The organism is Amycolatopsis sp. NPDC049253, from assembly GCF_040678995.1.
GTDB lineage: Bacteria > Actinomycetota > Actinomycetes > Mycobacteriales > Pseudonocardiaceae > Amycolatopsis.
Window position 1 is genome coordinate 514,985 of record NZ_JBFAQX010000004.1, and the last position, 12,125, is coordinate 527,109.

Below are 12,125 nucleotides of genomic sequence, written 5' to 3' on the forward strand. Positions count from 1 at the left end.
GCTGCGGCGGTGCGGACGGCGTTACGCAGGTGCACCTTCGGTCACTCCCAGGTCGGCCAGCACGCGTGAGCGCACGTCGGCGTGGTCGGTCGCCGTCCGCGGCCGCGGGTGGCCGAGGACGTGTTCGGAGACGATGCGGCCCTCGTCGAGGACCAGCACGCGGTCGGCGAGCAGCAGGGCCTCGTCGACGTCGTGGGTCACGAGCAGCACCGCGGGTTCGTGCGTGCGCCACAGGCGTTCGACGAGCCGATGCATCGCGAGGCGCGTCAGCGCGTCGAGCGCGCCGAAGGGTTCGTCGAGCAGCAGCAGGTCCGGCTCGCGCACCAGCGCGCGGGCGAGCGAAACCCGTTGTGCCTCACCACCGGACAGCGTCAGCGGCCAGTCGTCCTCGTGCCCGGACAGGCGCACTTCCTCCAGCGCCTGCTCCGCGACGCGGCGGTCTCGCGAGCGGTTCTCGCCGTCTCGGCGCAGGCCGAGCACGACGTTGCGCCAGACCTTGCGCCACGGCAGCAGACGCGGCTGCTGGAACGCGACCGACACGGTGCCCTCGACGTGCGCGGCGCCGTCGAGGTCCGTGTCGAGCCCGGCGAGGACACGCAGCAGCGTCGACTTGCCCGAGCCGCTGCGGCCGAGCAGCGCGACGAACTCGCCGCGGCCGATCTCGAGCTCCAGTCCGTCGAGGACGGTCCGCTCGCCGAACCGTTTCGTCAGGTCGCGCACCGCGACCACCGGCGTCACGGGGCCAGCCATCGCAGTGCCCTCCGTTCCAGGACCCGCACCAGCGCGTCGGTCGCGAGGCCGAGGATCGCGTAGACGATCAGGCCGACCACCACGACGTCGGTGCGGAGGAATTCCCGCGCGTTGTTGATGAGGTAGCCCAGGCCGGCGTCGGCGTTCACGGTCTCGCCGACGATCAGTGCCAGCCACGCCAGCCCGAGCGACTGCCGCAGCCCCACCAGCGCCTGCGGCAGCGCACCGGGCAGCACCACGTGCCACAGCCGTTCGCCGCGCGTGAAACCCAGTGCCCGCGCGGCTTCCACCAGCCGGGCGTCGGCCGTGCGGATTCCCGAGTGGACATTCAGGTAGAGCGGGAACGCGACCCCGAGGGCCACGAGCACGATCTTCGTCTCCTCGCCGATCCCGAACCACAGGATGAACAACGGGATCAGCCCGAGGAACGGCAGCGTCCGCAGCATCTGCACGGGCGGGTCGACCAGCGCCTCGCCCCAGCGCGACAGGCCGGCGACGATCCCGAGCAGCACTCCGACGACGGCGCCGATCGCGAAACCCGCCCCGACCCGGCCGAGCGACACGACGAAGGCGTTGCCCAGCTCACCGGTGCGAGCGAGGTCGAACGCGCTGGTCAGCACCGTCCACGGGGCGCTGAGCTTCTCCGGGGGCAGCACGCCGGTGGCGCTCGCGAGCTGCCACGCGGCCACGAGCACGACCGGGCTGATCCAGCGGCGCAGGGAGACCCGGCGCGCGGAAGTCCGCCGGGCAGGCCTGGGTGGACCGGTGGCCTCGGGTTTTCGGGCGCGCGCCAGCACGCCCGTGGTGGAAATCGACACGGATTTCTCCCGGGTACGGGTTTTGCTACGGGGAAAGGGAAATGCTCAGCGCGGACGGCAGATCGCGCTCGCCTGCCGCCGGAGGTCGACGTGCAGGCGGCTCACGAGCAGCGCGCCGAGGTTCATGTCCCGAGCTTCACCCGATCCGGCGGACCGCGTCAACAAAACCCGCGCCCGCTCCCAGGCACTGGTACTCCGGCGGCTCTTGTGCCACCTGTGCCCGGCCTCGGCGGCGCGGGGTATCCGAGGAGTGGGACGCCGTCAGGCGCCGAACATCCGGTGCCACTCGTCGAGCGAGCGGGGCCGGAACACGAAATTGGTGTCCTTCACGTGCGACAGCGCGGCCGACGGCTCGGCCGAGTACTGGTGCCCCGGGTAGACGACGGGGTCGCCCGGCAGCGTCGCGAGCCACTGGAGGCTGCGGTAGATCGCGTCGGCGTCACCGCCGGGGAAGTCGGTGCGGCCGCAGCCCTCGAGGAACAGCGTGTCGCCCGAGACGAGCCGGTCGCCGACGAGGAAGCACTGGCTGCCCGGCGTGTGGCCGGGCGTGTGCAGGAGCCGGATGTCGACCGCGCCGACGCCGAGCACGTCGTCGTGATCGTGCGCGCGCAGATCGGTGCCGGAGACGCCGGTGACGCGGCGGACCCACTCGGTCTCTTCGGTGTTGACGTGGATCGGCACCTGCTGGATCGCGAGCAGCTCGGCGATCCCGGGCAGCGAGAAGCCCATCATGTCGCCGCCGACGTGGTCGGGGTGGTGGTGCGTGGCGAGCACACCGACCAGGCGCATGCCGTCGTCGTGGAGCACCTGCACCAGGTCGCCCACCGCGTAGGCCGGATCGACGATCACGGCCTCACCCGACTCGCGGTCGCCGATCAGGTAGGCGAAGTTGACCATCTGCGTCGCGACCGGGTCCCCGACCGCGAAATCCCGGCCGGCGAGCAATTGGCGGAAGTACAGCTGGTCTGCCATGCGGGCAGCGTAACGACCCGGTGCTCACTCCCCCACTTCGCCGTCGGCGAGCTCCCTCAGCGCGTCGAGGTGACCGGCGTGGCGGGCGGTCTCCTGCACGACGTTGGGCCGGCACCCACCGCACGGTGAACTCCCCGCCGCGGCGCGTCCGGTCCCCGGGCGTGAGCCCGGCCAGCGCGGCCGCCGACCGCTCACACTCCGCGCGGTCGGCGGCGACCACCGGCCTCGATCGAGAGCCACCACCGTTCGACGGCCGTCAGGTCCTTGACCACCCCGGGCGCACTCGTCCGCGGCGAGCTCGGCAGCGGCGTCGCGGCCGCCTGCTCCCGGGTGAGGCCCGCGACCTTGTCGACGGCGGTCGCCCGCCGGAAGTCGAGGAAGCGCAGCTGCACGGTCAGCTCGTCGCAGCTCAGCGGGCCGGGCCACGCCCGCTCGACCTTCGAACTCGTGTTCGACGTGCCGCGCATCTCCCGCATCGAACTTCCTGGCAGGGCCGCTCGGTTTACGCCCCGAGCGCGGCAGCCGGAAGGGGGACCATGGCTAGAACGCGGCGGTCGAAGGTCCCGGTCGAGGCCAAGGTCAGGGTTGCACTCGCGGTGCTGTCCGGTGAGCTGACCGCGGCCGAGGCCGCGCGGCGACATGGGGTGGAGCCCGATGTCGGTGTCCACGTGGAAGCAAACCCAGGCCACAGGTGAACGCGGTTTTGTGGACCGCGCACACATCACGGACGAGCCCGGCGAACCGTGGCCGGCGACGGGTCGGCAGCTGCGGTGTGTGGTCCTGGGATACACCGAGGACAACCGGCTCCGAGCGGCGGCGACACCCTCGTACGTCGAAACGATGGCTGCAGCAGACGACCTTGCCGCAGCGGCGAACGCTTGGAGTCGGCGAACGTACGGGCCGCCACGAGGCGAGGGAACCTGGCCGTTCGGTCGGGATGCCGCCTGCGACGCTGGGTTTGGCACTCGACCACCGACCTTGCAGGGCCTCCAACGCGGCCGAGATCCTGACGCAAGACAGGCAGCCTACAGCGCGGGTCGTGCCATGCTGGCACCATGACCGGCCACAGCGACCTTCCGGTGCTGGTCGTCGACGGCTCCCGGTTCTCCGACTTCGCCGGGTTCACCCGCGAGTTTTCGCGCCTGCTCGACGGCTACCGCTGGCGCGGCAGCCTCGACGCGTTCAACGACGTGCTCCGGGGAGGCTTCGGCACCCCCGGCGGCGGCTGGGTCCTGCGCTGGCTCGACTCGGAGGCGTCCCGTGCCGCCCTCGGCTACGGCGCGACGATCCTCCGGCTGACCGAGCTGCTCCGGACCTGCCACCCGTCGAACCGGCCCTCGATCGAGGCCCGGATCGCCGCCGCGCGGCGGGGTGAGGGCCCGACCCTGTTCGACGAGATCGTCGACATCATCCGCATCCACGGCCCCGGCGGCCGCGAAGCCGAGGACGGCGTCCTGCTCGAGCTGGCCTGACCGGCGCGGCGGCCCGCACCGGGCCGGTCCTCCGCCGGGGGAACGGCCTGAGCTCCGCCGCCCCGCCCGGAATAGGGTGACGGTCATGGTGTGGGGACTGCTGTGTGCGCTGCTCTCGGCCGTGGCGTACGGCGTCGCTTCGGTGATGCAGGCCGTGGCGGCGAAGGCGACGCCCGACGCGGGCGCGGGGGTCGACCCGCGGCTGCTGCTGCGGGTGCTGCGGCAGTGGAAGTACGTCGCCGGCCTGGGTCTCGACGTGCTCGGGTTCGTCGCGCAGATCGCCGCCCTGCACGTGTTGCCGCTGTTCGTCGTGCAGGCCACGCAGGCGGCGAGCCTGGCCGTGACGGCCGTGGCCGCGCGGGTGTTCGGCGTGCGGCTCGGGGCGCGCGAGTGGGCGGCCGTGGTCGTGGTCTGCGCGGGCCTCGCGCTGCTGGGTTCGTCGGCGCAGAGCGAAGGTTCGGACCAGGTGGGCCTGGGCTTCCGCCTCGCGCTCGCCGGCGCCGTGGTCGTGCTCGGGCTGGCCGGGATCGTGGCGGGCAAGGCCGGGCGCCGCGTCCGGACGCCCGCGCTGGGCCTGATCGCCGGGCTGTGCTTCGGACTGGTCGCCGTCGCGGGCCGGATCATCCCGAGCCTCGCCCCGCTCGACCTGCTGACCGACCCCGCGCTCTACCTCGTCGCGGTGTCCGGCGGCATGGCGATGCTGTTCTACGCCACGGCGTTGCAGCGCGGCAGCGTGACCACCTCGACCGCGATGATGGTGCTCGGCGAGACCGTGCTGCCGTCACTCATCGGTGTGGTGCTGCTCGGCGACCGCACACGGCCCGGCTTCGTGATCGTGGCCGTCGCCGGGTTCGTGCTCGCGGTCACCGCGGCGCTCGCGCTGGCGCGGTTCGGCGAGCCGGCGCCGATCGAGCAGCCCGCCTGAGGGTCAGCCGCGGTTGCGCCGCCACTGGTTCGACAGCAGCCACATCAGGTAGAGGCCGCCGATCGCGCCGGTCGCGATGCCGACCGGCAGGCCTTCCTCGCCGAACACCAGGCGCGTGACCAGATCGCTGGCCACGAGCAGCAGCGCTCCCATCAGGGCCGACGACACCAGCGCCGGTTTCGCCGAGCGCGCCAGCCGTTTCGCCAGCTGCGGCGCGGCCAGCGCGACGAACGCGATGGGTCCCGTCGCGGCGGTGGCGATCGCGCACAGCGTCACGGCCACCGCGAGCAGCACCGCCCGGCTGCGCTCCACCGGCACACCGAGCCCCTTGGCCGAGTCGTCGCCCATCTCCAGCAGCGCGAGCCGCCGGCCGTAACCGAACGCGAGCGGCAGCAGCACCACCACGGCGATCGCGACCGGCCAGATCTCGTCCCAGCCGCGGCCGTTGAGGCCACCGACGAGCCACGCCTGCGCGGCGTACGCGTCCTGCAGCGAAGCCCGCGTGATCAGGTACGAGTTCGCGGCCGTGAGCATGGCCGCGACGCCGATGCCGACCAGGATCATCCGGAAGCCCTGCAGCCCGCGCCGGTAGGCGAGCAGCCCGACGGCCAGCGCCGTGAGGACCCCGCCGACGAGCGCGCCGAGCGCCACCTCGCCGGAGCCGCCGTGCGCCAGCACGATCACGAGCAGCGCGCCGGTCGCCGAGCCCTCGGTGAACCCGATGACGTCCGGGCTGCCCAGCGGGTTGCCGAACAGGCTCTGCAGCACGCCACCACTCACCGCGAGCGCCGCGCCGACCAGGACCGCGAGCAGCAGCCGCGGCAGCCGGAGCGTGGTCACGATGAAGTCGGTGCCCGCGTCGCCGAAACCGAAGAGCGTCTTCACGACGTCGAGCACCGACAGCGGGTAGTCGCCCGTCGTCATGCTCACGGCGCTGAGCACGAACAGCACCACGGCGAGCACGATGCCCACCACCAGCGCGCGCGGCGTCACCCGCAGCGAAACCCGCCGCACCCGGACGGGACGTTCCTCGATCGCGGTCACAGGCGCGCCAGCTTCCGGCGCCGGCACAGCGCGATGAACACCGGCGCGCCGAGGAACGCCGTCACAATGCCCACTTGCAGCTCCTCGGGCGGGTTGAGGATGCGGCCGATCACGTCGGACCCGATCAGCAGCACCGGCGACAGGATCATCGAATACGGCAGCACCCACCGCTGGTCCGGACCCACCAGGATCCGCACGGCCTGCGGCACCGCCAGCCCGATGAACGCGATCGGCCCGATGGCCGCCGTCGACGCCCCGCACAGCAGGGTGACCGCGATCGCGCCCATGACCCGCGTGCGGCCGATGTGCGCGCCGAGCGCCTTGCCGGTCTGCTCGCCGAGCGCGAGCACGTTCAGCGGCCGCGCCAGCAGCAGCGCCAGCACGATGCCGACGGCGACGAACGGCGACACCTGCACCAGCACGTCCGCGCGGCGGCCGCTGAGCGAGCCGACGTTCCAGAACCGGAACTGGTTGAACGTGTCGGGCTCGATGAGCAGCACCGCGCCGATGTAGGCCTGCAGCACCGCCGTGAGCGCCGCACCCGACATCACCAGCCGGTCGGGCGTCGCGCCGCCGCGGCCCGCCGTGCCGAGCAGGTAGACCACCACCGAGGCGACCGCGGCGCCGAGGAACGCGAACCACACGTAGCCGAGCACCGTCGTGACGCCGGCGAACGCGATGGCCGAGACCACCGCGGCGGCCGCGCCGTTGTTCACCCCGAGCAGGCCCGGGTCGGCGAGCGGGTTGCGGGTGAGCGCCTGCATCACCGCGCCGGCGAGGCCGAGAGCGGCGCCGACGAGGGCGCCGAGCAGCGTCCGCGGCAGCCGCTGGTCGTGGATGATGACCGCGTCCGCGCTGCCGTCGTTGTGCCAGAGCACCGACCAGGTCGAGCCGAACGGGATGCTCTTCGAGCCCACCCAGAGGCTCACGAGCATGATCAGCACGAGCAGCGCGACGGCACACACCAGGCCGCCGCCGCGCAGGGTTCGGGCCCGCCCCCGGTGTGCGGGTGGCCCCGCCGCCACGGGTGGGCTGACGCTGACGACCACCGACACCTCCTGGGGACCGGGCACTCCTTCGCGGGCGTTTCTTAGACTAGCCTTACCTATCATCGCGGTGCGGGCGGCACGCTGGACAGGTGGAGCGAAAGGGAGGGCGCCGGTGACGACGGCTGCAGCGACGACCGGGCGGGACGTGCTGCGGCGCGCGATCTCCGGACAGCGGGGGGCGGTGACGGTCTCGTCGGTCCTCGCCGCCGCGCACCAGGGGGGCGAAGCCCTGGTGCCCGTGGTGATCGGGGTGGTGATCGACCACGCCGTGGCCGACAGCTCCGTGCTCACGCTGCTCACCTGGCTCGGGGTGCTGGCGGTGGTGTTCCTGGTGCTGTCCACCAGCTACCGCTTCGGCGCGCGGGCCGCGGAACGCGCGGCCGAGCGCGCCGCGCACGACATCCGGCTGTCGCTGTCCCGGCGCGTGCTCCATTCGCGCGGCGGCACCGAAACGGGTGCGCTCGCGGGTGAGCTGGCCAGCATCGGGACGTCGGACGCGCGCCGCGTCGGGATGATCAACGCGACGCTGCCGTTCGGGATCTCGGCGCTGGCGGGCCTCGTGGTCAGCGCCGTCGCGCTGCTGCGGATGTCGGTGCCGCTCGGCCTGCTGGTGCTGCTCGGCACTCCCCCGTTGCTGTTCGTCGCCCACCTGATCGGCAAGCCGCTGGAGAAGCGCAGCGAGGTGGAGCAGGAGCGCGCCGCGCACGCGTCGGGCGTCGCGGCCGACCTGGTGGCGGGGCTGCGGGTGCTCAAGGGCATCGGCGCGGAGCCGGCCGCCGTCGACCGGTATCGCCGCACCAGCCGGGATTCGCTGCTGGCCACCGTGCGCGCCGCCCGCGCGCAGGCCTGGCACAACGGCGCCCTGCTCGCGTTGACGGGCATCTTCATCGCGCTGGTGGCGCTCGTCGGCGGGAACCTCGCGGTCAACGGCGACATCAGCGTCGGCGACCTCGTGGCGGCGGTCGGGCTCGCGCAGTTCCTGCAGACGCCCTTCTCGATCTTCGCGTGGGTCAACGGCCAGTTCGCCCAGGGTCGCGCGTCGGCCGGACGCGTCGCGGCCGTGCTCGATTCGCCGCTTGCGGTGCCCGAGGGCAGCGCCTCGCTGCCGGCGCCGGCCGCGGGCGGCATCGAGCTTTCCCGTGTGACGCACGGAAAGCTGCGGGAGCTGGACCTGTCCGTGCCCGCCGGGCAGCTGCTGGGGGTCGTCACCGCGGACCCGGCCACGGCCACCGACCTGCTCGACTGCCTCGGCCGGTTCACCGACCCGGGCACCGGCGTGGTGCGCGTCGACGCGGTCGACCTGTCCACTGTGGACCCGGACCGCGTCCGGGAGGTGGTGCTCGTCGCCGCCCACGACGCCGACCTGTTCGAAGGAACCCTGGAGGAGAACGTGCGAGCGGGTGGCCCGGCGGTGCCGGACGGGGTGCTGGCGGCCGCGGCCGCCGACGAGGTGGCGAGCACGCTGCCGTCCGGCACGGCCACGGCCGTCACCGAACGGGGGCGCTCGCTCTCGGGCGGGCAACGGCAACGCGTCGCGCTGGCGCGGGCGCTGGCCGCGGACACGCCGGTGCTGGTGCTGCACGACCCGACCACAGCCGTCGACACGGTGACCGAAGCCCGGATCGCCGACGGCATCGCCCGGTTGCGCCGCGGCCGCACCACGATCGTGGTGACGACCAGCCCGGCCCTGCTCGCGGCCACCGACCGCGTAGTGCTGCTCGACGAAGGGCGGGTGGTCGCCGAGGGCGAGCACGCCGGCCTCGTGCGCGAGCGCGCCGACTACCGCGCGGCGGTGCTCTCGTGAGCACCCGCGAACTGCTCCCGACCACGGACGGGCACCGCATCCGCGCCGTACTGGGCGAACTGGTGCGCCGCTCGAAGGCGCGCGCGGCCGGGTCGTTCGCCTTCGTCGTGGCCGCCACGGCCGTCGGCCTGCTCACCGCGCCCCTGCTGGGCCGCGTCGTCGACATCGTCGCGCAGCACCGCCCGGCAACTGACCTCGTGACGCCGGTGGTGGAACTCGTGCTCGTGGCGGTCGCCTCGGCGATCGCCACGGCCGTCGGGACCTCGATGCTCGCGCGCCTCGGCGAGACGATGCTGGCGGACCTGCGGGAGCGGTTCGTGGACCGCGCGCTGGGCCTGCCACTGGAACAGGTCGAGAAGGCCGGCTCCGGCGACCTCACCACGCGCATGACCAACGACGTCTCGGTCGTCGCGGAGGCGGTGCGCGAGGCGCTGCCGGAGCTGGGCCGGTCGGTGCTCACGATCGTGCTGACGCTGGTGGCCATGGCCGTGCTCGACTGGCGGTTTCTCCTCGCGGCCCTGCTGGCCGTGCCGATCCAGCTGCACACCGTGCGCTGGTACGTCCGGCCGGCGAAGCCGCTCTACGCGGCGCAACGGGCCGCCATCGGTGCGCAGCAACAACAGCTGCTCGACACGATCGGCGGCGCCAAGACCGTGCGCGCGTTCCGGCTGGCCGACGAGCACGTGGAGCGCGTGCGGCAGCGTTCGGACGGCGCCGTCGAGCTGGCGCTGCGCGGGATCCGGCTGGTCACGCGGTTCTTCGGCCGGCTGAACCTCGCGGAGTTCGTCGGGCTCTCGGCCGTGCTCGCGGCGGGTTACCTGCTCGTGGGCGCGAACCTCGCGACAGTCGGTGTCGCCACCGCGGCGGCGCTGTACTTCCACAGCCTGTTCGGCCCGATCAACACGGCGCTCGCGCTCGTCGACGACGCACAGGCGGCCGCGGCGAGCCTCGCGCGGCTGATCGGTGTGGCCGACCTGCCCGCGCCCGCGGAACCGCAGCGGCCGGCCCGGCCGGTCGACTCGTCGGTGAAGGCCGGCGCGCTGCGGCACTCCTATGTGGACGGTCACCCGGTGCTGCGGGAGGTGGACCTCGACCTGGCGCCCGGCGAACGCGTCGCCCTGGTCGGCGCGAGCGGCGCGGGCAAGACGACGCTGGCGAAGCTCATCGCGGGCATCCACCGGCCGGGCTCGGGTTCGGTGTCGCTCGGCGGCGTGCCGCTCGCGGAGCTCGGCCCGGCCCAGACGCGGCGCACCGTGGCGCTGATCAGCCAGGAGGTGCACGTCTTCAGCGGCACGCTGGCCGACGACCTGCGGCTGGCGCGGCCCGAAGCGTCCGAAGAGGACTTGCGCTCGGCGCTCACGGCTGTCGGCGCGCTGGAGTGGGCCGAAGCGTTGCCGGAGGGGCTGGACACCGTGGTCGGCGACGGCGGCCACCAGCTCACCGTCACGCAGGCGCAGCAGCTCGCGCTCGTGCGGCTCGTGCTGGCCGACCCGCCGGTGGCGATCCTCGACGAGGCCACGGCCGAAGCGGGCAGTGCGGGCGCGAAGACGCTGGAGGCGGCCGCGGCGGCGGCGCTCGACGGGCGGACCGGGCTCGTGGTGGCGCACCGGCTCACGCAGGCGGCGGCGTCGGACCGGATCGTGGTGCTCGACGCGGGCGCGGTCGTGGAGACGGGCACGCACGACGAGCTGGTCGCGGCCGGAGGTCAGTACGCGACGTTGTGGGCCGCGTGGTCGGGGACGCGCCGGCTGGACGGCTCGTAACGGAGTGAGGCTCGCCGCAGTCGACGTGGTTGCATCGCCCGGGCGATCTGACTTAGGTTAGGCAAACCTGATTAATCGAGAGCGACCGCAAAGGACCGACGATGGCCCGCTTCTCCCTCCTGTCCGCCGCGCGCGGGCGCGCCCGGACCGCCGGGGCGCTCGCCGCGGCGCTCGTGCTCGCCGGCGCGCTCACGGCGTGCGGCTCCGACGCCCCCGCGGCGCCGGCCTCGACCGGCGCGTCCTCCGCCACGGACCCCGGCGCGTTCCCGGTCACCATCGAGCACAAGTACGGCTCGACCACGATCGAGAAGGCGCCGCAGCGAGTGGTCACCGTCGGCCTCACCGAGCAGGACTCGCTGCTCGCGCTCGGCGTCGTGCCCGTCGGCACCACCGACTGGCTCGGCAACTTCCCCGGCGCCATCGCCCCCTGGGCCAAGGCGAAGCTCGGCAACGCGCCGTTGCCGACTGTCCTGAAGGACACCGACGGGCCGCAGTACGAGAAGATCGCCGCCCTCAAGCCGGACCTCATCATCGGCCTGTACTCCGCGCTCACGCAGGAGCAGTACACGACCCTGTCGAAGATCGCGCCGACGATCGCGCAGCCCAAGCAGTACAACGACTACGGCATCCCGTGGCAGGAGACGACCAAGACGGTCGGCCGGGCCGTGGGCAAGGCGAAGGAAGCCGACGCGCTCGTGGCCGGCGTCGAGGACCAGTTCGCCAAGGCCCGCGCCGCGCACCCGGAGTTCGCCGGCAAGAGCGCCCTGATGGCCACCCAGTACGACGGCTACTTCGTCTACGGCAGCGAGGACCCGCGCTCGCGCATCCTCACCTCGCTGGGCTTCAAGCTGCCCTTGAACCTCGACCAGCTGATCGGCGACAAGTTCGGCGCGAACATCAGCGCGGAACGGACCGACCTGCTCGACGTCGACGCCCTGGTCTGGATCGTCGACACCATCCCGGGCGGCCAGGCGGCACTCGCGAAGGACAAGCTGTACTCGGGCCTGAACGTCGCGAAGCAGAAGCGTGAGGTCTTCATCGAGGACCCGAGCACCTACGGCAGCGCCACGTCGTTCGTCAGCGTGCTCAGCCTGCCCTACACGCTCGAGCGGATCGTCCCCCAGCTCAGCGCCGCCGTCGACGGCAACCCGGCCACGGACGTCAAGCCCGCGGCCTGATCCCCCCGCACGCCACAACGCCCGGCCCGGAGAACTCCTCCGGCCGGGCGTTGTCGTGTGGTGCACAGGGTTTCCGGCGCGGCGCCCGGCCGGAGCTTGTCGGGCCGGGCGGTTCCGCGTAGCCGGGTCAGGACTCCATGGCCTCGATGAGCGACTTCGGCCGCAGGTCCGTCCAGTTCCGCTCCACGTAGTCGAGGCACGGCTTGCGGGCGTCCGGGCCGAAGGCGGTGGTCCAGCCCGCCGGAACGGCGACGAACTGCGGCCACAGGCTGTGCTGGCCCTCGTCGTTGACGAGCACGAGGTAGGTGCCGTCGGGGTTTTCGAAGGGGTTGGTCACGGTTTTTCCTTTC

12 protein-coding genes and 1 pseudogene are annotated in these 12,125 nt (G+C 73.0%); 5 read left to right on the forward strand and 8 right to left on the reverse strand.

Annotated elements, in window-relative coordinates; all coding sequences use genetic code 11:
• Positions 1–21: 21 nt before the first annotated feature.
• From AB0K15_RS13000 to AB0K15_RS13020, 5 genes and pseudogenes are all read right to left on the reverse strand, one after another.
• The gene (locus AB0K15_RS13000) at positions 22–750 is read right to left on the reverse strand and encodes an ABC transporter ATP-binding protein (RefSeq protein WP_364048927.1); all 729 of its coding nucleotides are present in this window, start codon (positions 748–750) and stop codon (positions 22–24) included.
• The gene (locus AB0K15_RS13005) at positions 735–1,568 is read right to left on the reverse strand and encodes an ABC transporter permease (protein ID WP_364048929.1); all 834 of its coding nucleotides are present in this window, start codon (positions 1,566–1,568) and stop codon (positions 735–737) included. Before AB0K15_RS13005 ends, AB0K15_RS13000 begins: the two co-directional genes overlap by 16 nt.
• 45 nt (positions 1,569–1,613) lie before the next feature.
• Positions 1,614–1,694: a putative leader peptide gene (locus tag AB0K15_RS13010; protein WP_364049009.1), complete on the reverse strand. Its 81-nt coding sequence runs from the start codon at positions 1,692–1,694 to the stop codon at positions 1,614–1,616.
• Between the two features lie 135 nt (positions 1,695–1,829).
• Positions 1,830–2,540, reverse strand: coding sequence for an MBL fold metallo-hydrolase (locus AB0K15_RS13015; RefSeq protein ID WP_364048931.1), 711 nt, complete (start codon positions 2,538–2,540; stop codon positions 1,830–1,832).
• A gap of 24 nt (positions 2,541–2,564) precedes the next feature.
• Positions 2,565–3,007: pseudogene (locus AB0K15_RS13020) on the reverse strand (DUF664 domain-containing protein).
• A 588-nt stretch (positions 3,008–3,595) separates the two neighbouring features.
• Here AB0K15_RS13020 and AB0K15_RS13025 point away from each other — a divergent pair.
• Both AB0K15_RS13025 and AB0K15_RS13030 read left to right on the forward strand, forming a co-directional pair.
• The gene (locus AB0K15_RS13025; protein WP_364048933.1) at positions 3,596–4,012 is read left to right on the forward strand and encodes a barnase inhibitor; all 417 of its coding nucleotides are present in this window, start codon (positions 3,596–3,598) and stop codon (positions 4,010–4,012) included.
• Between the two features lie 85 nt (positions 4,013–4,097).
• On the forward strand, positions 4,098–4,937 hold the full coding sequence (locus tag AB0K15_RS13030) for a DMT family transporter (protein ID WP_364048935.1): 840 nt from the start codon (positions 4,098–4,100) through the stop codon (positions 4,935–4,937).
• Positions 4,938–4,940: 3 nt separating this feature from the next.
• Here AB0K15_RS13030 and AB0K15_RS13035 read toward each other — a convergent pair whose 3' ends face one another.
• On the reverse strand, positions 4,941–5,981 hold the full coding sequence (locus AB0K15_RS13035) for an iron chelate uptake ABC transporter family permease subunit (RefSeq protein WP_364048937.1): 1,041 nt from the start codon (positions 5,979–5,981) through the stop codon (positions 4,941–4,943).
• Complete coding sequence (locus tag AB0K15_RS13040; RefSeq protein WP_364048939.1) at positions 5,978–7,030, reverse strand: iron chelate uptake ABC transporter family permease subunit; 1,053 nt, start codon at positions 7,028–7,030, stop codon at positions 5,978–5,980. Before AB0K15_RS13040 ends, AB0K15_RS13035 begins: the two co-directional genes overlap by 4 nt.
• Positions 7,031–7,142: 112 nt before the next feature.
• Between AB0K15_RS13040 and AB0K15_RS13045 the strand changes: the two genes are divergently transcribed.
• From AB0K15_RS13045 to AB0K15_RS13055, 3 genes are all read left to right on the forward strand, one after another.
• Positions 7,143–8,834: an ABC transporter ATP-binding protein gene (locus tag AB0K15_RS13045; RefSeq protein WP_364048941.1), complete on the forward strand. Its 1,692-nt coding sequence runs from the start codon at positions 7,143–7,145 to the stop codon at positions 8,832–8,834.
• Positions 8,831–10,597 (forward strand): ABC transporter ATP-binding protein, encoded by a 1,767-nt coding sequence (locus AB0K15_RS13050; protein WP_364048943.1) that lies wholly within the window; start codon positions 8,831–8,833, stop codon positions 10,595–10,597. The genes AB0K15_RS13045 and AB0K15_RS13050 overlap by 4 nt, the downstream gene beginning before the upstream one ends.
• Positions 10,598–10,698: 101 nt before the next feature.
• Positions 10,699–11,775 (forward strand): iron-siderophore ABC transporter substrate-binding protein, encoded by a 1,077-nt coding sequence (locus AB0K15_RS13055; RefSeq protein ID WP_364048945.1) that lies wholly within the window; start codon positions 10,699–10,701, stop codon positions 11,773–11,775.
• A gap of 127 nt (positions 11,776–11,902) precedes the next feature.
• Here the strand turns inward: AB0K15_RS13055 and AB0K15_RS13060 are convergent, their stop codons facing one another.
• On the reverse strand, positions 11,903–12,112 hold the full coding sequence (locus AB0K15_RS13060) for an MbtH family protein (RefSeq protein WP_364048947.1): 210 nt from the start codon (positions 12,110–12,112) through the stop codon (positions 11,903–11,905).
• Positions 12,113–12,125 lie beyond the last annotated feature (13 nt).